At 71.4% G+C, this 23,507-nt stretch carries 22 protein-coding genes and 1 pseudogene; 13 read left to right on the top strand and 10 right to left on the bottom strand.

Annotation, left to right across the window (positions count from 1 at the left end):
- Nucleotides 1-86: 86 nt before the first annotated feature.
- The 7 genes from Asera_RS06175 (at nucleotide 87) to pknB (ending at nucleotide 9,472) form a co-directional block, all read left to right on the top strand.
- Complete coding sequence (locus Asera_RS06175; RefSeq protein ID WP_030445370.1) at nucleotides 87-878, top strand: FHA domain-containing protein; 792 nt, start codon at nucleotides 87-89, stop codon at nucleotides 876-878.
- Nucleotides 878-1,366: an FHA domain-containing protein FhaB/FipA gene (locus Asera_RS06170; protein WP_030445369.1), complete on the top strand. Its 489-nt coding sequence runs from the start codon at nucleotides 878-880 to the stop codon at nucleotides 1,364-1,366. The genes Asera_RS06175 and Asera_RS06170 overlap by 1 nt, the downstream gene beginning before the upstream one ends.
- Before the next feature lie 246 nt (nucleotides 1,367-1,612).
- Nucleotides 1,613-3,007 carry a PP2C family protein-serine/threonine phosphatase gene (locus tag Asera_RS06165; protein WP_030445368.1) on the top strand — a complete coding sequence of 465 codons (1,395 nt, stop codon included), beginning with the start codon at nucleotides 1,613-1,615 and terminating at the stop codon, nucleotides 3,005-3,007.
- A gap of 7 nt (nucleotides 3,008-3,014) precedes the next feature.
- Nucleotides 3,015-4,499 (top strand): FtsW/RodA/SpoVE family cell cycle protein, encoded by a 1,485-nt coding sequence (locus Asera_RS06160; RefSeq protein WP_030445367.1) that lies wholly within the window; start codon nucleotides 3,015-3,017, stop codon nucleotides 4,497-4,499.
- Complete coding sequence (locus Asera_RS06155; protein ID WP_030445366.1) at nucleotides 4,496-5,959, top strand: peptidoglycan D,D-transpeptidase FtsI family protein; 1,464 nt, start codon at nucleotides 4,496-4,498, stop codon at nucleotides 5,957-5,959. The genes Asera_RS06160 and Asera_RS06155 overlap by 4 nt, the downstream gene beginning before the upstream one ends.
- Before the next feature lie 37 nt (nucleotides 5,960-5,996).
- Nucleotides 5,997-7,682 carry a serine/threonine-protein kinase gene (locus tag Asera_RS06150; RefSeq protein ID WP_084131077.1) on the top strand — a complete coding sequence of 562 codons (1,686 nt, stop codon included), beginning with the start codon at nucleotides 5,997-5,999 and terminating at the stop codon, nucleotides 7,680-7,682.
- The gene (gene pknB / locus Asera_RS06145; RefSeq protein WP_030445364.1) at nucleotides 7,679-9,472 is read left to right on the top strand and encodes a Stk1 family PASTA domain-containing Ser/Thr kinase; all 1,794 of its coding nucleotides are present in this window, start codon (nucleotides 7,679-7,681) and stop codon (nucleotides 9,470-9,472) included. Before Asera_RS06150 ends, pknB begins: the two co-directional genes overlap by 4 nt.
- 12 nt (nucleotides 9,473-9,484) lie before the next feature.
- Here pknB and Asera_RS06140 read toward each other — a convergent pair whose 3' ends face one another.
- The 4 genes from Asera_RS06140 to Asera_RS06125 are packed head-to-tail and all read right to left on the bottom strand — an operon-like array spanning nucleotide 9,485 to nucleotide 12,093.
- Complete coding sequence (locus Asera_RS06140; RefSeq protein ID WP_030445363.1) at nucleotides 9,485-10,135, bottom strand: aminodeoxychorismate/anthranilate synthase component II; 651 nt, start codon at nucleotides 10,133-10,135, stop codon at nucleotides 9,485-9,487.
- A gap of 39 nt (nucleotides 10,136-10,174) precedes the next feature.
- Complete coding sequence (locus Asera_RS06135) at nucleotides 10,175-10,432, bottom strand: hypothetical protein (RefSeq protein ID WP_035295899.1); 258 nt, start codon at nucleotides 10,430-10,432, stop codon at nucleotides 10,175-10,177.
- Between the two features lie 3 nt (nucleotides 10,433-10,435).
- Complete coding sequence (locus tag Asera_RS06130) at nucleotides 10,436-11,257, bottom strand: class E sortase (protein ID WP_051801994.1); 822 nt, start codon at nucleotides 11,255-11,257, stop codon at nucleotides 10,436-10,438.
- A 35-nt stretch (nucleotides 11,258-11,292) separates the two neighbouring features.
- Complete coding sequence (locus tag Asera_RS06125; RefSeq protein ID WP_051801993.1) at nucleotides 11,293-12,093, bottom strand: DUF881 domain-containing protein; 801 nt, start codon at nucleotides 12,091-12,093, stop codon at nucleotides 11,293-11,295.
- 66 nt (nucleotides 12,094-12,159) lie between these two features.
- Between Asera_RS06125 and Asera_RS06120 the strand changes: the two are divergent.
- Together Asera_RS06120 and Asera_RS06115 are read left to right on the top strand one after the other, a co-directional pair.
- Nucleotides 12,160-12,428, top strand: a pseudogene (locus tag Asera_RS06120) (cell division protein CrgA).
- A 316-nt stretch (nucleotides 12,429-12,744) separates the two neighbouring features.
- The gene (locus Asera_RS06115) at nucleotides 12,745-12,984 is read left to right on the top strand and encodes a DUF397 domain-containing protein (RefSeq protein ID WP_051801992.1); all 240 of its coding nucleotides are present in this window, start codon (nucleotides 12,745-12,747) and stop codon (nucleotides 12,982-12,984) included.
- Nucleotides 12,985-13,008: 24 nt separating this feature from the next.
- Here the strand turns inward: Asera_RS06115 and Asera_RS06110 are convergent, their stop codons facing one another.
- Together Asera_RS06110 and Asera_RS06105 are read right to left on the bottom strand one after the other, a co-directional pair.
- A complete protein-coding gene (locus tag Asera_RS06110) occupies nucleotides 13,009-14,190 on the bottom strand; it encodes a thiolase family protein (protein ID WP_030445357.1) in 1,182 nt (393 codons plus the stop codon).
- A 56-nt stretch (nucleotides 14,191-14,246) separates the two neighbouring features.
- Nucleotides 14,247-15,143, bottom strand: coding sequence for an NAD(P)H-binding protein (locus Asera_RS06105; protein WP_030445356.1), 897 nt, complete (start codon nucleotides 15,141-15,143; stop codon nucleotides 14,247-14,249).
- A 91-nt stretch (nucleotides 15,144-15,234) separates the two neighbouring features.
- On the opposite strand from Asera_RS06105, the gene Asera_RS06100 reads away from it, so the two are divergent.
- Nucleotides 15,235-15,864 (top strand): TetR/AcrR family transcriptional regulator, encoded by a 630-nt coding sequence (locus Asera_RS06100; RefSeq protein ID WP_030445355.1) that lies wholly within the window; start codon nucleotides 15,235-15,237, stop codon nucleotides 15,862-15,864.
- Between the two features lie 112 nt (nucleotides 15,865-15,976).
- Nucleotides 15,977-16,678, top strand: coding sequence for a PH domain-containing protein (locus tag Asera_RS06095; protein ID WP_051801991.1), 702 nt, complete (start codon nucleotides 15,977-15,979; stop codon nucleotides 16,676-16,678).
- Between the two features lie 55 nt (nucleotides 16,679-16,733).
- On the opposite strand, the gene Asera_RS06090 is transcribed toward Asera_RS06095, so the two are convergent.
- Both Asera_RS06090 and Asera_RS06085 read right to left on the bottom strand, forming a co-directional pair.
- Nucleotides 16,734-17,627 carry a rhomboid family intramembrane serine protease gene (locus Asera_RS06090; RefSeq protein WP_030445353.1) on the bottom strand — a complete coding sequence of 298 codons (894 nt, stop codon included), beginning with the start codon at nucleotides 17,625-17,627 and terminating at the stop codon, nucleotides 16,734-16,736.
- Nucleotides 17,628-17,746: 119 nt separating this feature from the next.
- Nucleotides 17,747-18,271, bottom strand: coding sequence for a peptidylprolyl isomerase (locus Asera_RS06085; protein ID WP_030445352.1), 525 nt, complete (start codon nucleotides 18,269-18,271; stop codon nucleotides 17,747-17,749).
- Nucleotides 18,272-18,480: 209 nt separating this feature from the next.
- Between Asera_RS06085 and Asera_RS06080 the strand changes: the two genes are divergently transcribed.
- Entirely contained in the window at nucleotides 18,481-19,224 is a 744-nt protein-coding gene (locus Asera_RS06080; protein WP_030445351.1) for a hypothetical protein, read from the top strand.
- Nucleotides 19,225-19,327: 103 nt separating this feature from the next.
- Here Asera_RS06080 and corA read toward each other — a convergent pair whose 3' ends face one another.
- A complete protein-coding gene (gene corA, locus Asera_RS06075) occupies nucleotides 19,328-20,458 on the bottom strand; it encodes a magnesium/cobalt transporter CorA (RefSeq protein WP_030445350.1) in 1,131 nt (376 codons plus the stop codon).
- A gap of 672 nt (nucleotides 20,459-21,130) precedes the next feature.
- Nucleotides 21,131-22,213, bottom strand: a complete 1,083-nt coding sequence (locus tag Asera_RS06070) for an aminotransferase-like domain-containing protein (protein ID WP_030445349.1) — start codon at nucleotides 22,211-22,213, stop codon at nucleotides 21,131-21,133.
- Nucleotides 22,214-22,383: 170 nt separating this feature from the next.
- On the opposite strand from Asera_RS06070, the gene Asera_RS06065 reads away from it, so the two are divergent.
- Entirely contained in the window at nucleotides 22,384-23,466 is a 1,083-nt protein-coding gene (locus Asera_RS06065) for a serine hydrolase domain-containing protein (RefSeq protein WP_169745814.1), read from the top strand.
- Nucleotides 23,467-23,507: the final 41 nt, after the last annotated feature.

Below are 23,507 nucleotides of genomic sequence, written 5' to 3'. Positions count from 1 at the left end.
AAAGCCTAACACGAGGAGGAACGCTCCTGCCGACGGGAGTGGTCTCGCCCGATACCATCGGGGTCACGGATGCCGAGGAGGAGCCGGTGAGCGTTCTGCAACGCTTCGAGAAGCGGTTGGAGAACTTGGTGGAGGGCACCTTCGCCAAGGTCTTCAGGGGGGTCGTCCACCCGGTGGAGATCGCCAGTGCCATGCAGCGTGAGGCCGAGGCGCACAAGGCGATTCTCGCCGGTGGGCGCACGTTGGTCCCCAACCGGTACGTGATCGATCTCTCGCCCTACGACCACAGTCGCCTGGCGCCGTATGCGGCGGCCCTGGCGCAGGAGTTGGCCCAGACCCAGGCCGAGTTCATCGGCGAACAGGGCTGGACGGTGTACGGCGACGTCATCGTCGAGATCGAGCGCGGCGAGGGGCTCGACACCGGCATGTTCCGGGTGACCGCCGAGGTCTACACCGGTGGCCAGCAGCCGGAGCAGCCGCCCCAGCAGCAGGGGTACGACCAGCAGCAGTACCAGCAGGCTCCGCCGCCGCCCGGTCCGGGCCCGGAGGCGTACCAGACGTCCGGCCCGCCGGCGCCGCCGATGGGCCAGGGCGCGCCGAACGCCCGGATGGTGTCGAACGACGGCCGCCAGTTCGCGCTGGCGATCGGCTCGACGATCATCGGCCGGGGCGAGCAGGCGCAGCTGCGGCTGGCCGACGTCGGGATCTCGCGCCGGCACGCCCGGCTCGACTTCGACGGCACCCGGGTGGTGTTGACGGACCTCGGTTCGACCAACGGCACGGTGGTGAACGGGCAGCGCATCTCGGCCGTGGCACTGCGGCCCGGTGACGTGATCCAGTTCGGTACGACGTCGCTGACGTTCCACGTGGACGGCTGATGCCGGAGATCGTCCTGGTCGTTGCCCGGTTCGGGTTCCTGGCACTGTTGTGGATCTTCGTCTTCGCGGTCGTCGGGGTGGTGCGGCGGGACCTGTGGTCGTCCTCGCGCGGCAACCGGCTGGTGGCGGCTCCGCCGCGCGGGGCGCAGCCGGCGTCGGTGCCGCCGCCGCCGGCGCGGCCGCGCGCCACGCCGGGACGGCCCCGGTTGCTCGTGGTCACCGAGGGTCCGCTGGCCGGTACCCAGATCACCTTGGGAGATCACCCGATCACGATGGGCCGGGCGGAGAATTCCACCCTGGTGTTGACCGACGACTATGCGTCCACCCGGCATGCCCGGCTGGTGGCGCGCAACGGGGACTGGTTCGTCGAAGACCTTGGCTCGACCAACGGCACGTATCTGGATCGCGCTAAGGTCTCCGGACCAACTCCTGTCCCCCTCGGTGTGCCGATCAGGATCGGTCGCACCGCCCTTGAGCTACGGCCGTGACTATGACCTTCCGGTGTCCCGTTCCACTCCGTCCCCCCGGTGAACGCGTCTCCGGCGCTGCGGTGACCTGTCTCCCGCAGCTCGGTCCGCGCGGAGGTCCCCTCGTGACTGTGTTTCCCCGCGTCGCCCTCCGCCCGCCGATGCCCGCTCCGGAGGCCGCCTGATGACAGTGCTCCCCGGCGCCCTCCTGCGGTGCGCGCCTCGCTCGCTGGCGCTCGCTGCGATGCTCGCTCCGGAGGCCGCCTCATGACGCTTACCCTCCGCTTCGCCGCGCACTCCGACCGCGGCCTGATCCGGGACGGCAACCAGGACTCGGTGTTCGCCGGCCCGCGGCTGCTGGCGGTCGCCGACGGTATGGGCGGCATGGCCGCCGGTGACGTCGCCAGCAACATCGTGATCGGCACCCTGGCCCCGCTGGACGACGACGTACCGGGCTCCGACCTGGTCGACGTGCTGCGCAACGCGGTGTCCGAGGCGAACCAGCGGCTGCGCGCCACGGTGGCGGCCAACCCGCAGATGGAGGGCATGGGTACGACGCTGACCGCGTTGCTGTTCTCCGGCACCCGGTTCGGCCTCATCCACGTCGGCGACTCGCGCTGCTACCTGCTGCGCGACGGGCAGTACACGCAGATCACCAAGGACGATTCGTACGTGCAGATGCTGGTCGACGAGGGCCGCATCACGCCGGAGGAGGCGACGAACCACCCGCAGCGGTCGCTGATCACCCGCGCGCTGCAGGGCGAGGACGTCGAGCCGGAGTTCTCGGTACGGGAGGCGCACGCCGGCGACCGCTTCCTGGTCTGCAGCGACGGCCTGCACGGCTTCGTCAGCGACGAGACGATCAGCGAGACGATCCGGTCCATCCCGGACACCCAGGAGTGCGTGGACCGGTTGATCCAGCTGGCGCTGCGGGCCGGCGGCCCGGACAACGTCACGGTGATCATCGCCGACGTGGTGGAGGGCGTGTTCCCGGAGCAGTCGCCGATCGTCGGTGGCGCCGCCGCACAGGACCGCGGCAACGTCACGGTGGCCGACCCGAACAGCCCGGCGGCCCGGGCGGCGCTGGCGCAGCAGCCGCCGCGGCCGGCCACCCCGCCGGAGCCGGCCGAGCCGACCGAGACCGAGGCGCGGCGCCGGCACCCGGTGCGCAACAGCCTGATCGTGCTCGCGGTGCTGGTGGTGCTCGCGGGCGGCGGATTCGGCGTGTGGCGCTACACCCAGGCGCAGTACTTCGTGGGCGCCACCGACGACGGCTACGTGGCGGTGTTCCGCGGCGTGCCCGGCAAGGTCGTCGGCCTGCAGCTGTCCACTGTGGACGTCAAGAGCGACACGAAGACCAGCGAGCTGACCCAGCTGGTGCGCAACCGGGTCGCGCAGGGCATCGACAGCCCGAACCGCACCAGCGCGCTGAACACCCTGCGCGAGCTGACCGACGACAGCACCACCAACCCGAACATGCTGCCGGTCTGCGAGACCCCGACACCGGCGCCGAGTGCCACGCCGAGCAAGCACCGGTCGCCGACGCCGACCGGCTCGGCCGCGTCCAAGTCCTCGAAGCCGTCGCACTCGGCGAGCAAGTCGCCGTCGCCGTCGCCGACCCCGTCCCCGGTGCCGTCCGGCGCCTGCCGACCCGGCCGGTAGCAGACCGGTGACCTCGTCCAACCTCGCCTATCCGGCCGCGGCACCATCGGGTGCCGCGGCGGGTGGACGCGCGCGTACCGGCCGGAACACCGAACTGCTGCTGTTGCTGTTCGGCTTCGTGATCACGGTGGTGCTGTCCGCGGCGAGCGAGGGCGCGCTGATCGACACGATCCGGCTGGACAGCCTGGTGCTGCCGTTCCTGGTGCTGATGCTGGGGCTGCTGGCACACGTGCTGGTCCGGATCTTCGCGCCGTACGCGGATCCCGTGCTGCTGCCCCTGGCGATGCTGATCAACGGCATCGGGGTGGTGGTGATCCACCGGGTCGACGTGCCGAGCGAGACCGACGACAGCTTCAGCAAGTTCGCCAGCATCGGGCCGTTCGACGGCCTCGGCATCCAGCAGGTGCTGTGGTCCGGGGTGGCCGTGGTCTGCTTCTGCATCGTGCTCGCCGTGGTGCGCGACCACCGCACGCTGTCCCGGTACGCGTACACGCTGGGGCTGGTGGGCATCGTGCTGGTGGCGATCCCGGCGCTGCTGCCCGGCAGGTTCAGCGAGGTCAACAACGCGAAGGTGTGGATCACGATCCCCGGGGTGGCGAGCGTGCAGCCCGGTGAGTTCGCGAAACTCGCGCTGTTCGTGTTCTTCGCCTACTACCTGGTGCGCAAGCGCGAGGTGCTGTCGCTGGCCAGCAAGCGGGTGCTCGGGATCGAGTTCCCGCGGCCCCGTGACCTGGGGCCGGTGCTGGTGGTGTGGGTGCTCAGCGTGCTGATCCTGGTGGTGGAGAAGGACCTCGGGTCCTCGCTGCTCTACCTGGGCACCTTCGTGGTGATGCTCTACATCGCCACCGAGCGGCGCAGCTGGCTGATCATCGGTGCCATCCTGTTCGGCTTCGGCGCGGTGGTGGCGTACTCGCTCGGCACCTGGCTCGGGCCGTTCCGCAACTTCCACGACCGGGTCAACTTCTGGCTCGACCCGATGTCCGACCCGCTGGGCAACACGTACCAGCTGTCCCGGTCGCTGATCAGCCTCGGGGTCGGTGGCCTGCTCGGCACCGGGCCGGGCGCCGGCGACCCGACCTCGGTACCGCTGCCGCGCAGTGACTTCATCGTCGCCACCATCGGCGAGGAGCTCGGCATGTTCGGGCTGACCGCGCTGCTGCTGGTCTACCTGCTGATCGTGTTGCGCGGGGTGAAGGCGGGCACGATGGCCCGCGACCCGTTCGGCAAGCTCCTCGCCGGCGGCCTGGCCTTCTCCGTGGCGTTGCAGGTGTTCGTCATCGTGGGTGGGGTGACCGATCTGATTCCGCTGACCGGTCTGACCACACCGTTCCTGTCCTATGGCGGTTCGTCGCTGGTGGCGAACTGGATCCTGATCGCGATGCTGATCCGGATCTCGAACGACGCGCGTGCGCCCGGGCAGGTGACCGGTGGCGGCCGCGGCAATCCACCGCCGCAGCTGCACAGCGTCGCGACGGAGGTGATCAAGCTGTGAACCGTACCTTGCGACGCTCCGCGCTGGTGGTGTTCGTGCTGTTCCTGGCGCTGCTGGGAAACCTGACCCGGGTGCAGTTCTTCCAGGCCCGCAGCCTGGCGGAGAACCCGGCGAACCCGCGCATCCTGAAGGACGCGTACGACACGCCGCGCGGCGCGATCATGGTCGGCCGCGACCCCGTCGCGTACAGCAAGGACACCGGCGGCGTGCTGCGCTACCAGCGGTACTACCCGAAGGGCGAGGAGTACGCGCCGATCACCGGCTACACCTCGCTGGTCTACGGCAGCACCGGCATCGAGCGGTTCGAGAACTCGATGCTCAACGGCACCGACGACACGCTGCTCACGCAGAAACTGTCCGCCACCGTGACCGGCAAGAAGTCGGCCGGGGCGAACGTGCTGCTCACGATCAACGCGAAGGCGCAGGACGCTGCCTGGAACGCGTTGAAGGGCCGCAAGGGCGCGGCGGTCGCGATGGACCCGAAGACCGGGAAGATCCTCGCCCTGGTCACCTCGCCGAGCTTCGATCCGAACCCGCTGGCCAGCCACGACGACGACACGATCAAGAAGGCGTGGAACTCGTACGATCCGAGCAGCGGCTCCGGCCCGATGGCGAACCGGGCGCTGGGTGGCGGCGGCCCGTGGCCGCCCGGTTCCACGATGAAGGTGATCGTGTCGGCCGCCGCACTGGAGAACGGCTACAATCCGGACACCAACATCCCGGCCGGGTCGAGCTACCAGCCGTCCGACGGGGGCAACGAGATCCACAACGACGTGCCGTCCATCTGCCCGCAGGATCAGGTGACGATGCTCGTCGCGCTGCGTGACTCGTGCAACACCGGGTTCGCCCGGCTCGGGGTGAAACTCGGTGCGGACACGGTGATCGACAAGGCGGAGCAGTTCGGGCTGAACAAGTCGATGACGATTCCGATGCTCGGCCAGGACCAGGGCATGCCGGTCGCGAAGAGCGTCACCGGCGACCCGAAGGGCGATTCGCAGATCGCGCAGTCGTCGATCGGGCAGTTCAACGTGGCGGAGACGCCGCTGCAGGAGGCGATGATCGCCGGCGCCGTAGCCAACGACGGCACCGAGATGACGCCTTACCTGGTGCAGGAGATCCAGGGCACCGACTACTCTGCGTTGCGGACTGCGCAGGAACACAAGTACGGTCAGCCGGTCAGCGCCGACACCGCGAGCAAGTTGCGCGAGATGATGAACGCGGTCGTCTCGTCCGGTACAGGGCGAAACGCACAGATCGACGGGATCGAGGTCGGCGGCAAGACAGGTACCGCCGAGCACGGCAACGGGGCGCCCGAGCACGGCTGGTTCATGGGTTATGCGCGCGACAACGGCGACCCGAAGGTGGCCGTGGGCGTGTTTCTAGAGTCGGCCGGTGAGAACGGCAGCGGGGACGCCACCCAGATCGGCGGCGACATCATGAAGGCGGTGCTGGGCAAGTGACCACGACCGCGCGCGCGAGAACGAAGGGACCGAGCACATGCTGACGCCCGGGGGCACACTGGGCGGTCGCTACCGGCTGACCGAGCGGATCGCCAGCGGCGGCATGGGCGACGTGTGGAAGGCGGAGGACACCGTCCTCGGCCGCGTCATCGCGGTGAAGATCCTGCAATCCGCGCTGTTGTCCGAGCCGGGCTTCGTCGAACGGTTCCGCGCCGAGGCCCGGGTGATGGCCACGATCAACCATCCCGGCGTGGTCAAGGTGTACGACTACGGCGAGACCGACATCGACGGTGGCGGCCAGATCGCCTACCTGGTGATGGAGTACGTCGAGGGCGAGGCGCTGTCCACCACGCTGGCCCGGGTCGGCCGGCTCACCCCGGCCCGCACGATGGACCTGCTCGCCCAGGCCGGTGAGGCGCTGCAGGCGGCGCACGAGCACGGCATCGTGCACCGGGACGTGAAGCCGGGCAACCTGCTGGTCCGGCCGGACGGGCGGCTGGTGCTGACCGACTTCGGCATCGCCCGGTCGGCGATGTCCGGCCAGCTCACCACCGCCGGCTCGATCCTCGGTACCGCGTCGTACGTGTCGCCCGAGCAGGCCACCGGCAACGGCAACATCACCGCCGCCTCCGACGTGTACTCGCTGGGCGTGGTCGGCTACCAGTGCCTGTCCGGGCGTCGGCCGTTCGAGGGCGAGAACCCGATCCAGGTCGCCATGAAGCACATCCGCGACGTGCCACCCCCGCTGCCCGCGGACGTACCGCAGGGCGCGCGCGAGGTGGTCGACCGGGCGATGGCGAAGGACGTCGGGGCCCGCTGGCCGAGCGCGTCGGCGATGGCGCAGGCCGCCCGCCGGGTCGCGTCCGGCGCGCCGACCGCGTCGTTCGGCGCCGGCGCGGCCGCCTCCGGCGGCCCGCAGCACACCTCGGTGCTGCCGGCCGGCGCACCGACCAGCGGCCCCGGCGGGTACGCGCCGACCAGCGGTGCCGGCGGTTACTCGCGCGGCGCCGCCTCGGTGCCGTCCGGGCCGCCGATGAACACCGGGTACGAACGCAACGACGAGTACGCCGGCGCCACGCCGCAGCGCGGCGGCAACGGGCGTGGGCTGAAGATCGCTGCGATCGTGCTCGCGGTGGTCGTCGTGCTCGGCGGTATCGGCGCCATCGCCTACGCGCTGACCAGCGGAAGCAGTGACAACAACCGGGCCAACGGCGGTACGACCCACTCGCCCAGCGCCAAGGCGTCGCAGAACGACACGGTCGACTTCGACGTCGACTCCTGCCAGAACAAGTCGTGGGACGAGGTCCAGCAGGAACTGACGAACAAGGGGCTCAACCCGATCAAGAAAGACAAGCCCGTGTTCCAGCCACCGGCCGGGCAGGTGGTCAGCTGCGTGCCGGCGCGCAACGACGGCTCGCCGCTGCACAAGGGCGACAACGTCCTCGTCTACGTGTCCACCGGCGGCTTCGGGAACGGCAACGGCAACGGCAACGGGAATGGGAACGGCCACGGTGACGGTGGCGACAAGGACCACATGCCGGGCATGGACCCGTCCTCGCCGTCCGGCGACACCGGTACCCCGTCGACCGCGCCGACCACCCCGAACGGCAACCCGTCCCCCACCGGCAGTGATGCCGGCGGCGGCACCGGCGACAACGACTCGCTGTCCGGCCACACCGGTGGCGCGGCAGGGCAGTTCGGCATCGGGGAGGACTCCCCGTGACCGACGAGGACCGGGTGCTCGGTCACCGGTACGACGTCGGCGAGCTGATCGGCTACGGCGGCATGGCCGAGGTGCACAAGGGTCTCGACCAGCGGCTGGGCCGGGACGTGGCGATCAAGATGCTGCGCACCGACCTGGCCCGGGACGCCACCTTCCAGGCCCGCTTCCGGCGCGAGGCGCAGAACGCCGCGTCGCTGAACCACCCCGCCATCGTCGCGGTGTACGACACCGGCGAGGAGAAGGGCGCCGACGGCGAGGCGCTGCCGTACATCGTGATGGAGTTCGTCAGCGGACGGACCCTCAAGGAGGTGCTGACCGCCGAGGGGCCGCTGCCGCCCAAGTCCGCGCTGGAGATCACCGCGGACGTCTGCTCGGCGCTGGAGTTCAGCCACCGGCACGGCATCATCCACCGCGACATCAAGCCCGGCAACATCATGTTGACCGACGCCGGGCAGGTCAAGGTGATGGACTTCGGCATCGCCCGCGCGGTCGCCAGCACCACCACCACGATGACCCAGACCAGCGCCGTCATCGGCACCGCGCAGTACCTGTCGCCGGAGCAGGCGCGCGGCGAGACCGTCGACGCCCGCTCCGACGTGTACGCCACCGGCTGCGTGCTGTTCGAGCTGCTCACCGGGCAGCCGCCGTTCACCGGGGACAGCCCGGTCAGCGTCGCCTACCAGCACGTCCGGGAGGAGCCGAAGCCGCCGAGCCAGCGCAACCCCGACGTCCCGCCGGACGTCGACTCGGTGGTGTTGAAGGCGCTCGCCAAGAACCCCGCCAACCGGTACCAGAGCGCCGCGGAGATGCGCGCCGACATGCTGCGGGCGGCGAACGGCCGGCCGGTGCTGGCCACCCCGCCGCCGCCGGCGGAGGCCCGTACCCAGGTGTTGGGGGCCGGGGGCGCCGGCGGGGACACCGGTACCCAGCCGGCCGCCCGGGTGACCGACCCGGCCCGCCGCCGCCGCGCGGTGTGGGTGCTCGTCTCGCTGGCGCTGCTGGTGGTGCTCGGCGTCGCCGCGGTCGGCATCGGCCTCTACCTGCAGTCGGATCACAGCGCGAAGGCGGTGCTGCCGAACGTCAAGGGCAAACCGACCGCGACCGCGATCAAGACCCTGCACACCGCCGGCTTCCGGCACGTCGAGCAGCGCTCTGCGAAGTCGACGAAGGCGCAGCGGGGCAAGGTGATCGAGGAGGTGCCGACACCGCAGCCGGACAAGAAGATCGCCACCAGCACCCAGGTGACGTTGACGATCGGCAGCGGCCCGCAGACGGTCAAGGTGCCGGACGTGACCGGGTTCACCCGGGAGGGCGCCAAGAGCACGCTCGAGCTGCATCACCTGAAGGCCCGGTTCACCGAGGTGGACAGCGCGAACGCGAAGGGCACGGTGGTCGACACCGACCCGCCGAAGGGCAGCGAGCTGGCCGTCAACACGACGGTCAGCGTGCACCTGTCGAAGGGCAACCAGGTCAAGGTGCCGTCGGTGGTCGGCAAGATGCAGTCCGAGGCGGAGCAGCAGCTGCGCAACGCCGGCTTCACCGACATCACGGTGCAACCCGACACCGCGTCCAGCCAGAAACAGGGCACGGTGGTCAGCCAGACGCCGAACGGTGGCGAGTTCGCGGTACGCGGAGCGCACGTGACGCTGACGGTGGCCGTCGGCCAGTCGAAGTCGCCCAGTCCGAGCGGTTCGAGCTCCCCGAGCCCGACCGAGACGCCGAGCAGCACTCCCTCATCGCCAGGGTTCCCGCTCCCGACCGGTGAAGGCGGCGGGGCCGGCGGCGACTGATTTCGCCGGCGGTCAGCCGGCGGCGACGAGGCGGCGGCGCTCGACCTGCTCGGCCAGGGCGGGGGCGAGCGCCAGCGCCTCCGGGTGGCCGCAGCCGGCCAGCCAGTTCGCCAACATCAGGTGACCGCCCTGGGTGAGCACCGACTCGGGGTGGAACTGCACGCCCTCGATCGCGAGGTCGCGGTGCCGCATCGCCATCACGACGCCGGACTCGGTGCGCCCGGTGACGACCAGCTCCGGCGGCAGGGTCGACTCGGTCACCGCGAGCGAGTGGTACCGGGTGGCGGTGAACGGCTCGGGCAGGCCGGCGAGCACCCCGGCCCCGGTGTGGTGCACCTCGCTGGTCTTGCCGTGCAGCAGCTCGGGCGCCCGCGCCACGGTCGCCCCGTACGCCTCGGCGATGGCCTGGTGACCGAGGCAGACGCCGAAGATCGGCAGCCGCCCGGCGGCGGCGGTGACCAGCGGGACGCAGATGCCGGCGCGGCCCGGCGTGCCGGGGCCGGGTGACAGCAGCACGCCGGCCACGTCCAGCCCGAGCGCCTCGTCGACGGTCAGCTCGTCGTTGCGGCGGACCAGGCAGTCCACCCCGAGCTGGCCGAGGTATTGCACGAGGTTGAACACGAACGAGTCGTAGTTGTCCACCACCAGCACCCGGGTACCCATGTCAGGAAGTCTAGGTGCTGTCCACGCCCCGCCAGCGGGTCAGTTGCCGGGAAGGTCGGAGCCGCCGGCGTGGCGCGGCGTCGGGCTCGGCGTACCGCGATCGTGGCCGGCACCGTTGCCCGAACCGGGGTCGTTGCCCGGGCCGGTGACCTGGACGTCGTTGAACGGCAGGATCGGGTCGACGGCCGGGAACACCAGGTACCACAGCAGCGCGGCGGCGCCGGCGACCAGTACCAGCGTGCCGATCAGCTTCCCGGGCAGGCCGAACGGGAGCTTGCGCCAGATCCACCCGTACATCCGTCAGCCCTTCAGTTCCTTCGGCATGCCGTCCGCGGTGGGCATCTGGCGGACCAGCTTGCCGTGGTAGATCAGCCGCTGGTAGTTGTCCCACCACGGATTGCACGTGGTGAGCGTGACCAGCGCCTTGGTCGGCTTGGCGTCCGCAGGCTCGCCCGGCACCGGGTTGACCACGTCCACCTGGTGCGGGTCGACGATCTGCTGCTGGTAGGTGCGGTAGACGAACCAGGTGGTGCGGGTCTGCACGATGATGTCGTCGCCCATCCGCAACTTGTCGAAGTTGCGCGGGAAGATCGCGTCCTCCCGGTGGCCGGCGACGGCGAAGTTGCCGATCTGGCCGGGCATCGCGGAGTCGGGGTAGTGGCCGGGCGCGTTGCGGATGTCCTCCGGCGTCACGCCCTGCACCACGATCAGCTTGATGCCGAACCGCGGAATGTACAGCCGGGCCAGCGCCTGGCCGGGCAGCGGCGGCGCGTCGTCCGCCTTCTTCGGCGGATCCTGCCAGGCCCGTTGCAGCTGCTGCTCGTACCTGTCCTGCTGCTTGTGGATGACGATCTGCTTGCCCCAGATCTCGTACCCGGCGAACAGCATCACGATCAGGCCGCAGGTGATGAGCACCTCACCGATGCCGCGGACGGCCCGGCGCACCGGCCCGTCGGCGTGCGGCGGTACCGCGGCGGCCGGCTCGGGCCGTCCGGCTCCCCGCCCGCGGCCCCGACCGCGGGCCCGGTGCGACCGGATCTCCCTGGGCACGGCCGGCATGACGACCGTCTCGTCGTCGTCCGGGCGCCAGCCCCGGCCTTCCTCCGGCCCCCAGTAGCTCACGTGCCCTCCGCGGGATGATCGGCTCGCATCCGTTCCTACCGCGGCACGCGGGCGTCGGACAGGGACGAGGACCCGTGGTACGCCGGCACCCGCACGTCGTCGTCCTCCTTGACTTCGTAACCGAGACCCCAGTCCTTGGCCGCGGCGCGGAAGGCACGCACGCCCGGCGCAGTGTCCAGCGCCGCGTTCATCCGGCCCCGGTCACCGATCGCCACGATCACGAACGGCGGCGAGAACACCTGGCCGGACAGCAGGAGCGTGTTGCCGACGCAGCGTACCGCGCTGGTCGAGATCACCCGGACGTCCATGATGGACATCGCCTCGGCGCCACCGGCCCACAGGGCGTTGACGACCGCCTGCACGTCCTGCTGGTGTACCACCACGTCGTCGGCGGTCGCGCCGGTGGGCAGCTGGCGGTCGGGCTGGCGGGGCGCGTCGTTCAGGGTGACCGTGAGCGCCGGGCCGTGCACCGCGGTCAGGCCGGCGGTGGCCTTGCTTCCGTCGGCGCGTTTCTGCTGGTCACGCACGCGCGCATCGTTGCGGCCCTGCCGGCTGGTGTCGTCCTCGACCTCGGCGCGCAGCGCGGCGGCCCGCTTCTCGCTGCGGGCCACGTCCGCCTGGCGCTGCCGGATCGCGTCGCTGAGCTGCACCCGGCGGTCCTCCCGCAGCTGCGTGCCGCGGGCGGTACTGGCGGTGGTGGCGAACAGGAACCCCGCGGCAACGACCACAAGTGGCACGATGGCAGACCAACCGGGCTTTCGGCCGGGGCGCCGGCGCGGCAGCAGGAATTGGGCGAGCAACCCGGGGTTCCGGTCCGCGGGACTGGAATCCGCCACGCCTCCTCCTTGCGGTCTGCCCAACCTTGATTACGCTAGCGTCCGGAACCCCTGTCAGGAGAGACCGTGCCTAAGTCGCGAGTACGTACGAAGAAGGTTTACACGCCGCCGCGGATCTGCGACCGCAGGAGCGCACCGCCGCGGCGAAGAAGAAGCCCAGCCCGACCTGGGTGCCGATCACCGCGCTGGTGCTCATCGTGGTCGGGATCGGCTGGCTGGTGACCTACTACCTCTCCGGCGGCCTCTTCCCGGTCGGGACCTGGGGGTACTGGAACCTCGCGATCGGTTTCGCCGCGCTGGTGGCGAGCCTGGTCGTGCTGTCCCGGTGGCGCTGACCCGACCGTCGCACTCTCCTGGCACACCCGGGATCGCCGCGCACCCGGGATCGCCCCATCAACAGAGTTATCCACACTGTGGATAACTCTGTTGGTACCTGTCGTGACATGGCGGCCACGGTCACTCGAGTTCGGCATCGGCCCCGTCGCGGCCACTGTCCGATTTCCGACGTCGAGTTTGCCTGTGTCGTTGATCACGCCAGTGTCCGCGCGCCCGCCGAGGCGTCGCGTCGACCCGGTCGATGACCGACGAACCGCCCGGCTACCGTCGAACGCGGCGCCGGTCGGCGCCGGTACCGCCCGCTGAGGAGAGACGATGACCGCTCCCGAGTCGCAGAAGAAGGAATGCCCCGACCTGACCAATGCGGTGTGGCGAGGCTCCGACGAGGAGACGCCGAAGGGCGGCGGCCGCATCGAGGTGGCGTTCGTCGAGGACAAGATCTGCATGCGCAACGGCGAGGACCCGAACAGCCCGGTGCTGGTCTTCACCCAGGCCGAGTGGGACGCGTTCGTCGGCGGCGCCAAGGACGGCGAGTTCGACCTGCCGATGCAGTGACGCCGCCGGCTCCGGCGGCCCGGCTCAGGCGTCGAGCAACTCCAGCACGGTGGCGTTGGCCATCCCGCCGCCCTCGCACATCGTCTGCAGCCCGTACCGGTGGCCACCGGTACGCATCGCGCCCAGCAGCGTGGTCATCAGCCGCGCGCCGGAGCCGCCCAGCGGGTGCCCGAGCGCGATCGCGCCACCCCGCGGGTTGACCCGCTCCGGGTCGGCGCCGGTGTCCTTCAGCCAGGCCAGCGGCACCGGCGCGAACGCCTCGTTCACCTCGAACACGCCGATGTCGTCGATGCCCAACCCGGCCTTCGCCAGCACCTTCACGGTGGCCGGCATCGGTGCGGTGAGCATCAACACCGGGTCGGCGGCGGCCAGCGCCGTCGCGTGCACCCGGGCGATCGGGGTCAGGCCCAGCTCGCGTGCCTTCTCGCTGGTGGTGACGAGCATGGCGGCCGAGCCGTCGGAGATCTGCGAGGCGGAGCCGGCGGTCACCACCCCGTCCGGCCGGAACGGGGTCGGCAGCTCGCCGAGCTTGGCCAGCGAGGTGTCGCGCCGGATGCCCTCGTCGGCGTCGAACACCCCGCCGCCGTCCAGCGGCACCGGCACGATCTCGTCCACGAACAGCCCCGCGTCCTGGGCCGCGGCCGCCTTCGCGTGACTGGCCAGCGCGTACTCGTCGAGCTGGGTGCGGCCGAACCCGTAGCGCCGGGCGATCAGCTCGGCGCCGACCCCCTGGTTGAACGGCAGCGGCCCCGGCGTGACGCCCTCGACACCGGCGTACCGGGCGAGCACCTGCGGGCCGAACGGCGTGCCGACGTCGTGGCCGACCGAGGATCCCATCGGTACCCGGGTCATCGCCTCGACGCCGCCCGCGACCACCACGTCGCACTGGCCGCTGACCACCGCCGCGGCGGCGAAGTGCAGCGCCTGCTGGCTGGAGCCGCACTGCCGGTCGATGCTGGTGCCGGGCACCGACTCGGGCCAGCCGGCGGCGAGCACCGCGTTGCGGGCGATGTTCCAGGACTGCTCGCCGACCTGGCTGACGCAGCCCCACACCACGTCGTCCACCAGCTCCGGGTCGATGCCGGACCGCTCGGCCAGCGCGGTCAGCACCCGCGCCGACAGATCGACCGGATGAACCCCGGCCAGCGTGCCCTTGCGCCGTCCGACCGGCGTGCGTACCGCTTCGACGATGACCGCGTCGCGCATCTGTTACTCCCCGGTAGCCTTTGCCCGAAGCGTACCGCGGTCGCCGGCCCGGCGGGTCAGGCGGCGGCGCGCACGGCCGGCGCGAGGGTGTCCTCGCACCACTGGCGGAACGTGGTCGGCGTGTCCGCGACGTGCCGTGGCGTGCGCACCACCGCGTCGTCCAGGCCGTCCACCTTCGCGGTCATCATCTCGACCAGCCCCTGCGCCATCGCCGCGGACCGGCCGTACCGGAGCATCTGGTCGGCCAGCGCCGCGGTCGTGATCTGCTCGTACCGCACCGGGCGGCCGAGCACGTCGCCGGCGGTGGCGGCGAGGTCGGCGTACGACAGGTTCTCCGGGCCGAGCAGCGGCACGTCCTGCCGACCGGTCCAGCCGTCGTCGAGCAGCAGCCGGGCGGCGACGGCGGCGATGTCCCGGGTGGCGACCATCGGCAGCGCGCGTTGCGGCGGAACCACGTCGTACAGCGTGCCCTGGCCGGCGATCGAACCGACCTGGCGCAGCACGTTGTCGAGGAAGCCGGCGGCGGCCAGGGTGCGCAGCGCCACGCCGGTGTCGGCGAGCAGGTCGTCCATCGCGAGCGAGCCGGTCACGTAGCCGGCGCGCTCGGCGTACGGCGTGCCGCGACCGAGCGCACTGACATCGACGACCCGCGGTACGCCGTGCCGGCGCAGTGCGGCGGCGGCGGGCCCGGTGAACCCGGCGAACGCCTGCTCCATGCTCTCGGCCGCGGGGTCCACCGGTACCAGCCAGAACACTGCCTCGGCACCGGCGAAGGCCCGGTCGACGACGGCCGGGTCCCCGTGCGAGCCGGGCACCACCTCGACCCGGTCGCGGACCCGGCTCGGCAGCCGGGCCGGATTCCGGACGATGACCCGGACCGGTCGGTCGGTGGCGAGAACGTGGTCGAGAACCTGGTGGCCGATGTTGCCGGTGGGTGCGGTGATGACGATCATGGCATGTCTCCGATATGCAGGAGCGAACAAGTAAACTCTACTGTACCGTTTACTTCTGACGAGGTGCAAGGCACATGAAGAGGGCCGTGCGATGACGGGTGACCGCACCCCCCAGCGACGGGGCGAACAGCTGCGGCGGCACATCCTGATCAGCGCCAAGGAGGTCTTCCTGGAAACCGGGTACGAGCGCGCCTCGATGGACGCCGTCGCGGCCCGGGCCGGCACCTCCAAGCGGTCCCTGTACGCCCACTTCAAGAGCAAGGACGCGCTGTTCCTGGCCGTGCTGGAGCTGGTCCGCGAGCTGTACCTGGGCCGGCTGCGCACCCCCGACACGTACGCCAGCGAGCCCGACGAGGCGGTCACCCGGTACTGCGGGCGGCTGCTGCAGCTGCTCGTCTGGGAACCTCAGGTACACACCTGCCGGCTCTGTATCAGCGCCGCCGAGCGGATGCCGGCCAGCGCCCGCGCGTACTTCGAGGCGATCTTCGCGAGCGCGCACCAGCGGCTCGCCGACTACCTGACCGACCGGTACGAGCTGGCCACCGCGGACGGTGCGGCGCTGGCCACCGATCTGCTCGGCCGCACCGTACTGCCCCGGGTGTTCCGGACCCTGCTCGGCGTCGATCAGCCGAACCCGGACGAGCCGGACGAGGCGCTGCTGTCGACCACGGTCGACCTCGGCACGATCCGGCGACAGGTCGCCGCCACCCTGCCGGCCTGACGCTGCCGGCCTGACGCTGCCGGCCTGACCCTGCCCGCCGCTGCACGGTGCCGTCCGGTGTCGCCGCGCGCGGGGTGTGGCCGGCGTTTCGGCGGGCGGGCAGACTGGGCGGATGGACAGCGGAGCGGAGCCGTACAAGGTGCGGCCCGGGGCGCCGGGCGACCCGGGCGGGGATGAGACGACACCGACCGACCGGGCCGACCCGTTCCGGCCCGTTGTCCCGCCCTTCGACGCCGCGGACCGACCGGATGCACCGCCCGCAGGCACCGCGGACCCGCTCGGTGCGCCCGACGCCGGCGCCGCGGGCTGGCCGGATGCGCCGCCCGCCGGCACCGCGGACTGGGCGGCGGAGACCGGCTGGGCCGACGAGTCGGCCGCGCCGGCCGCCGGACCGGTACCGGAGCGGGTCGAGTGGCGGGTCCGCCCCGCCGCCGCCGTGCTGAAGGGCGTCGGGGCGGCGGCGTTCGTCGTCGCCGGGCTCTGGGCCGGGGGTACCGACCGGGTCGGGCTGGCGATCGGGCTGGCGGGGGCCATGGTGCTCGCCGTGCTGGCCCTGCGCGATCTGGTGCTGGCCGTCTCGCTGGCCGCCGACCGGGACGGCGTGACCATCCGCGGCATCCTCGGCCACCACCGGGTCCCGTGGTCGGACGTGGAGCGCATCCGGGTCGACCGCCGGTCCCGCCGCGGCATCCGGTCCGAGCTGGTGGAGATCGACTGCGACACCGAGTTGCACCTGTTCAGCCGCACCCAGCTCGGCGGCGCCGACTGCGTCGACGTGGTCCGTCAGCTGGGCGCGATGCGTCCGACCACCTGAACGTTCCGGAAGATCGCGCCACCGGCAGCTACCGGCGGGCAGGCGGCTACCGGCGTCAGGTCGCCAGGAGTTGGGCCGTTCTGCCCACGGTGAGCAGGATCAACACCAGCAGGACGCCGCCGAGTACGGCGATCTGCACCGGCGTCCGGGCCGACCTCGGTGCGTACGCCAGGCCCAGGCCGAGGACGCCACCGGTGACCAGGCCGCCGATGTGCCCGATGATCGAGATGCCCGGCACCAGGAAGCTGAAGACCAGGTTGATCACGATCAGCACGACCACGCTGGAGCTGGACAGGTTCAGCTTGCGGTTGACGAAGAACATCGCCGCGAACAGGCCGAACACCGCGGTCGAGGCGCCGCCGGACAGGGTGCGGTCGGTGAACAGGTAGCAGGCGACGTTGCCGCCGATGCCGGCGATGAAGTAGAGCGCGACGAACCGGGCCGGGCCGAGCGCGCGTTCCAGGTAGCGCCCGAGCACCCACAGCACGTACATGTTCATCGCGATGTGCAGGATGCTGAAGTGCACGAACATCGCCGTGACCAGGCGGTAGTACTGGCCGTCCGCGATCGCCGGCGAGAACACGCCGAGCTTGAGCTCCAGCCCGGTGGTGGCGCCGGCGAGGAAGCTGCTGCCGCTGCCGATCGCCGCGCCGAGCCCACCGCCGACCAGGATCAGCACGTACACCAGGGCGTTGACGGCGATCAGCGTGATCGTGGCGTACCCGCGCTCGCCGGCGCGGTGGCTGCCGCCGAACGCGCCCTGCGGCTGCCGAACAGTACGTTTGCCCTGCGTCACGCATTCCGGGCACTGGAAGCCGACCGAGGCGGTGTTCATGCAGTCCGGGCAGATCGGGCGGTTGCAGCGCACGCATCGGACGTACGTCTCCCGGCCGGGGTGCCGGTAGCAGACCGGGACGGTCGGACTGCCGGTCGTCTGCGGTTCGGTCATCGAGCGCCCTTCCGTGCCTGCTGGACTGCGCCGTACCCGCGGGGACGGCGCCGCGCCTCAAGCATGCCGCACCGGGCGGCCGAACCGCTCGGCCGCCCGGTGTGCGGACGTCGTACCGGTTACTCCTGCGTGATGTCGATGCGCTCGATCACGATGTCCTCGACCGGCTTGTCCTGCGCGCCGGTCTTGGTGTTCGCGATCTGGTCCACGACCTGCTGCGACGCCGGGTCGTCGACCGCACCGAAGATGGTGTGCTTGTTGTTCAGCCAGCTCGTCGCCGCGACGGTGATGAAGAACTGCGAGCCGTTGGTGTTCGGCCCCGAGTTCGCCATCGCCAGCAGGTACTTGCGGTCGAACTGCAGCTCCGGGTGGAACTCGTCGCCGAACTGGTAGCCCGGGCCGCCGAACCCCTTACCCAGCGGGTCGCCGCCCTGGATCATGAACCCGTCGATCACCCGGTGGAAGATCGTCCCGTTGTACAGCGGCCCCTGACCGGGCTGCCCGGTCGCCGGGTCGGTCCACTCCTTCGAACCGTCGGCGAGCCCGACGAAGTTCTTGACCGTCTTCGGCGCGTGGTTCGGGAACAGCTCGACCTTGATCGGGCCGGCGGTGGTCTGCAACGTCGCGTACAGCTTCTCAGCCATCTGAATCTCCTTGTGGTGCTGCCCGGGCGGCCCTGTCGCCCCCGCGGCGGGCCACGGCGGTGGCCAATCACGCAATCGTCGCATGCTGTCGTTTGGCCGATACGGGGGTAGGGGAACAGGGAGGATGGGCGGGTAATACTCACGGGAGGTGGGACACAGTGTCGCTGGGTCGTGCGGAGAAGACACGTGCACAGCAGTTCGGGAACGAAATGACGGACGGGCTCGAGCACCTGCGGTCGGCGGCCGTGATCGCCGCCGAGCGTGCGGCGGAAGCGGTGGCTCCGCGGGTCGACACGGCACGGGTGGCGCTCAGCCCCCGGGTCGACGCCGCCCGCGAGGCACTGGCGCCGCGGCTGGACGCGGCCCGGGGCGCCATGTCGCCGCGGGTCGAGGCGGCCCGCAGCGCGATGGGCAAGTCCTGGGACACCACCGTCCAGGCGGTGGCCCCGGTGGTGACGGCGGCGGCCGAGAGCGCCCGGCGGTCCACCGAGGAGGCGCGCAAGGCCGCCGGCAAGCGGTCCGGCAAGGCCCGCAAGCAGGCCGGCAAGAAGCTCGACAAGGCTCGCACCGCGACCACCGGTACGAGCCGGCGGCGCCGCTGGCCGTGGGTGGTGGGCGCGCTGGCGCTCGGCCTCGCGGTCGGTACGGTCGCGGCCGTCGTGTCCCGGCGGTCCACCGCCAACTGGGACGAGTACGAGCCGGAGCACGAGTTCGCCGAGCCGAGCAGCGTGTTCGCCGAAGCGCGGGAACGCGCGACGGAGAGCGCCGAGACCGGCAAGGCCGACACGGGCAACGCCGACACGGGCAAGGCCGCCACCGGCGAGGCCGGAACCGGCAAGGACACGCCGGCGGCCGCCGCCGAAGGCGCCAAGTCCGCGGCCGCGGACGCGGCGAAGAACGGCGCGAAGGCAAGCCGCGCCACCGAGGCACGCAGCAACGGCCACAAGGCCTGACCGGGCCACCACGGCGGCTCCGCTCTCGTACCCGGGAGCGGAGCGCTGCCGTGTCATCGGGCCGCGGAGCGTCGCCGCACCCCGCCGGCCGGCCGCTCCGGCGTCAGAGCCAGCCGGAGCGGCGGAAGATGCGGTACAGCCCGACGCAGATGCCGAGCATCAGCGCCACCACGACCGGATAGCTGAACGTCCAGTGGAGTTCCGGCATGTGCTGGAAGTTCATCCCGTAGATGCCGGCGATCGCGGTCGGCACCGCCAGGATGGCGGCCCAGGCGGCGATCTTGCGCATGTCGTTGTTCATGTCGACCGACAGCTGGGTCAGCCGCGCCTGCAGGATCGAGTTGATCAGGTCGTCGAAGGTGACCACCTGCTCGACCGTGCGGGAGAGGTGGTCGGCCACGTCCCGGATGTAGCGCCGGATCTCGCTCGGCACCCCCGGGATCCGGCCGCTGACCAGCGAGTTCAGCGGTCGAGCGAGCGGCACCACGGACCGCTTGAACTCGACCAGCTCGCGCTTGAGCTGGTAGATGCGCTGGATCCGGTCGTCGCCGGCGCGGCTGAACACGCTCGCCTCGACCTCGTCGATGTCCTGCTCCATCTCGGCCGCGACGTCAAGGTAGAGGTCGACGATGCGGTCGACGACGGCGTGGAACACCGCCCACGGACCCTGCGCGAGCAGCTCCTCCTTGGTCTCCAGCTCCTGCCGGACCGGGCTGAGCCGGCAGGCGTCACCGTGCCGCACGGTGATGACGAAGCGCGGGGAGATGAACAGCATCACCGCGCCCGTCTCGACCACCTCGCTGGTCTCGGTCAGCTCGGCGTGCTCGACGTACCGCGCGGTGCGGACCGCGACGAAGGTGATCTCCCCGTACCGCTCGACCTTGGGGCGCTGGTAGGACTTGACCGCGTCCTCGACCGCGAGTTCGTGCAGGTCGAAGGTCTGCGCGATGTCGGCGAACTCGTCCACGTCCGGTTCGTGCAGGCCGAGCCACACGAACGCGTCGTCGCGCTCCAGGGCCGCCGCGAGCGCGTCCCGGTAGTCCCACTCACCGGGCTGGCGAACCCCCTGGACGTACAGCCCGCAGTCGACGATGGAGCTGCGCTCGGGCCGGGACGGTGGCCGCGGTGCGGCGACGCTGGCGGCCGTGCGAGGCAGGACCTTCGACACGGCGCGGACGGGAGCGCTGAACGCCCGACTCAGCCCACGACCGTTTCCTCGGTGCTGATATGCCATCGTCCGCCCCCTTTCCGCCTGCACGGCAGCGGCCGATGTCCGGGCACAGTGCTGCCGCGGGTCCTCCCAGTCTGGTCGCCGAAAACGTCCGGCTCACGAACTCACAAGAAATGCCCAGGAGAGCGCGCACACTCTCGGCGGGTCCGCAGGAAACTGTACTACCAGGGGCAGATCGCCGACCGACGCGGCGCCGTGTGGCCGGTCACCGCTCGCGCTGCTGGGCGGCAGGATACCTCGCAGGCGGCGAACCGAGCGGCCGGCGCGGTGGGTCGCAGCGCTGCCGCGGTGGCTCGGCGTGGCGGGGCCCGGACATTAAGCGAGGCGCCGGGTGGGCCACCGGCTACGGGGGGTTCAGCCGGTGACTCCACCCGGCGCCTCCGGGGGCGGGGGTAAAGCCTTTATGCGCCACTCCGCAAGTTGATGCTCACGGACGGCGGCCGTCGCCAATCTAGGACGGCCCCGCCGGCCAGGGAACGCTTTGCAGTTGGCGGGTTTGCGCCATGTCGCAAAAGCGACGCCACTCCGAGCGTCACCCTCCCACGATCTGGACGTTTGACAGTGGCTGTACCAACGACAGCAGGGCGTGTCGCGAGGTCGCCGGCCGCGAACGACTCACCGACCTCGGGACACGCCCTGCGTCGGCCCGGACCCGCGTGGGGCCCGGGCTCGTGATCAGCCCGCGTGCACCGCCTCGGCGAGCCGCCGCACGCCCTCGTCGATCTGGTCCGGGGTGACCGCCGAGTACGCCAGCCGCAGCGCGTGCTCGCCGCCCTCCAGCAGGAAGTCACTGCCCTTGACGACGGCGACCCCGCGCTCGGCCGCGGCCGGCGCCACCTTGGCCACGTCCACGCTGTCCGGGAACTCGACCCAGAGGAAGTAGCCACCGTCCGGCACCGTGAACCGCGCCTCGGGCAGGTGCTTGCCCAGCGCGTCGGCCAGCAGGTTCACCCGCTCGGACAGCGCCGCACGCACGGTGGCGATGGACGCGTCGATGGCACCGGAGGTGGCGAACTGGTAGACGATGCCCTGCGCGACCATGCTGGGCGAGATGTAGGTGTTGGTGGCCACCTTGGCGATCTTCGCGATCGTCGCCGCCGGCCCGACCAGGTAGCCGACCCGCAGCCCCGGGCAGACCGTCTTGGTGAACGACGACGCGTACACGACGCGGTCGTCGCGATCGAGTTCCCGCATCGTGGGCAGCGGATCGCCGGCGAACCGGATGTCCAGGTACGGGTCGTCCTCGAAGATGGTGAAGTCGTACTCCCGGGCCAGCTCCAGCAGCCGCTCCCGGCGCAGCGCGGACAGCGTGACGCCGGCCGGGTTCTGGAAGTTCGGGATGATGTGCGCGAGCACCGGGCGCAGGCCACCGTCGAGCAGCTTGGCCAGCTCCTCGACGTCGATGCCGTCGTCGTCGACGGTCACCGGGTGCAGGTTCCCGCGCCGGTTGCGCAGCCCGAGCAGGGTCCGGTCGTAGGTGGGCCGCTCCACCACGACGTCGCTGTCCGGCTGGACCAGCAGGTCGAACAGGAACGCGTCGGCCTGCAGCGAGCCGTTGGTGACGAGCACCTGCTCCGGGGCGACACCGTGCTTGTCGGCGATCCACTTGCGCAGCGGCAGGTAGCCGACGGACGTCCCGTACGCCGTGAGGCCGCCGGGATCGCTGTCGAAGGCTCGGACCGCTGCCTGCTTCAGGCCCTCGACATCCACGATGTCCAGGGACGGGGCTCCACGTGCGAACGAAATCGTGTCGGCCATGCGGACAAGGTTAGGCTCCCCGCCGCCGGCCGCAACGCACGCCCTGGCTGCCGCTCACCATGCGGATCGGCGGCCATCGGCGCAGGTCGATGCCGCCGTACGAGCCCGGTTTGCGGGCACCGACGACCGGGTCCCGGCGTACCGGCGCGGTGCCCGTAGTGTCGGGTGCCGTGAGCGAGCTGCGGGCGGTACTGGAGTCGGGTCTGCCGGACGAGTCCGGGCCGGGGGTCTACCCGTCGGCGGTGGCGCTGGTGCTGCGCGACGGCGAGGTCGCCGGGCGGGCCGCGGTGGGCGAGGCGGTGCGGTACGCGGGGCGCGACTTCTCGCTGTTGCCCCCGGAGCGGCGGATCCCGGCCAGCCTCGACACCCTCTACGACATCGCCTCGATCACCAAGATGTTCACCGCGGTCGTGGTGCTCGGGCTGGTCGAGGAGGGGCTGCTCGATCTGGACGAGCCGGTCGGCCGGTGGTTCGCCGAGTACCGCAGCGGGGTCAAGCAGCGCGCCACGCTGCGGATGCTGCTCACCCACGTCGGCGGCTACCGTCCCGGGCGGCCGGTCTGGCGGGAGGCCGACTTCATCGCCGCCCGGCGGCAGCTGCTGCTCGACGCCGAGCCGGTGCGCGAGCCGGGCACCGCGTTCGAGTACTCCGACATCGGCTACCAGACCGCCGGGTTCCTGGCCGAACTGGTCACCGGGCAGCGGCTGGAGACGCTGATCGCCGACCGGATCCTGCGGCCGCTCGGGCTGGCCCGGACCGGGTTCAACCCCTCGGTGGCGCTGCTGCCGCGGATCGCGGCGGCGGAGGAGCGCGACGATCTCGCCACCGGGATCATCCACGGCCGGGTGCACGACGAGAACGCGTACGGGCTGGGCGGCGTCGCCGGGCATGCCGGGTTGTTCGCCACCGCCGCCGACCTGGCCCGGTTCGGCGAGCTGCTGCGGCACGACGGCACTCTCGACGGCGTCACCGTGCTCAAGCCGGAGAGCGTCGAGCAGTTGCGCACCGACCAGCTGCCGGCGAGCGTGCCGAACCGGTACCGGCAGGGCATCGGGGCGCGGATCGGCGACGCCAACTTCATGGCGCCGCTGCCCGGGTCGTTCGGACACACCGGCTTCACCGGCACGTCGCTGGTGGTCGACCAGGCGCGGAAGCTGACCGTGGTGCTGCTGACCAACCGGGTGCACCCCACCCGGGAGACCGACGTCAACCCGACCCGGCACGCCGTGTCGGCCTGGGCTGCCGACCTCTGACCGGCCGTACCGGGCTCCCCGGGGCCGGTCCGGGCGACGCA

The organism is Actinocatenispora sera (assembly GCF_018324685.1).
GTDB classification, from domain to species: Bacteria; Actinomycetota; Actinomycetes; order Mycobacteriales; family Micromonosporaceae; genus Actinocatenispora; species Actinocatenispora sera.
This window is presented reverse-complemented; position numbering and strand designations above follow the sequence as displayed.

Bases quoted from the DNA above. Each gene is read 5' to 3' on its own strand.
- Asera_RS06105 (WP_030445356.1), bottom strand. From the start codon at position 15,143: ATGATCGTCATCACCGCACCCACCGGCAACATCGGCCACCAGGTTCTC.
- Asera_RS06110 (WP_030445357.1), bottom strand. From the start codon at position 14,190: ATGCGCGACGCGGTCATCGTCGAAGCGGTACGCACGCCGGTCGGACGG.
- Asera_RS06140 (WP_030445363.1), bottom strand. From the start codon at position 10,135: ATGGGTACCCGGGTGCTGGTGGTGGACAACTACGACTCGTTCGTGTTC.
- Asera_RS06090 (WP_030445353.1), bottom strand. From the start codon at position 17,627: ATGACCGAACCGCAGACGACCGGCAGTCCGACCGTCCCGGTCTGCTAC.
- Asera_RS06085 (WP_030445352.1), bottom strand. From the start codon at position 18,271: ATGGCTGAGAAGCTGTACGCGACGTTGCAGACCACCGCCGGCCCGATC.
- Asera_RS06165 (WP_030445368.1), top strand. From the start codon at position 1,613: ATGACGCTTACCCTCCGCTTCGCCGCGCACTCCGACCGCGGCCTGATC.
- Asera_RS06135 (WP_035295899.1), bottom strand. From the start codon at position 10,432: ATGTACGGGTGGATCTGGCGCAAGCTCCCGTTCGGCCTGCCCGGGAAG.
- Asera_RS06100 (WP_030445355.1), top strand. From the start codon at position 15,235: ATGACGGGTGACCGCACCCCCCAGCGACGGGGCGAACAGCTGCGGCGG.
- Asera_RS06095 (WP_051801991.1), top strand. From the start codon at position 15,977: ATGGACAGCGGAGCGGAGCCGTACAAGGTGCGGCCCGGGGCGCCGGGC.
- corA (WP_030445350.1), bottom strand. From the start codon at position 20,458: ATGGCATATCAGCACCGAGGAAACGGTCGTGGGCTGAGTCGGGCGTTC.
- Asera_RS06150 (WP_084131077.1), top strand. From the start codon at position 5,997: ATGCTGACGCCCGGGGGCACACTGGGCGGTCGCTACCGGCTGACCGAG.
- Asera_RS06170 (WP_030445369.1), top strand. From the start codon at position 878: ATGCCGGAGATCGTCCTGGTCGTTGCCCGGTTCGGGTTCCTGGCACTG.
- Asera_RS06080 (WP_030445351.1), top strand. From the start codon at position 18,481: ATGACGGACGGGCTCGAGCACCTGCGGTCGGCGGCCGTGATCGCCGCC.
- Asera_RS06115 (WP_051801992.1), top strand. From the start codon at position 12,745: ATGACCGCTCCCGAGTCGCAGAAGAAGGAATGCCCCGACCTGACCAAT.
- Asera_RS06070 (WP_030445349.1), bottom strand. From the start codon at position 22,213: ATGGCCGACACGATTTCGTTCGCACGTGGAGCCCCGTCCCTGGACATC.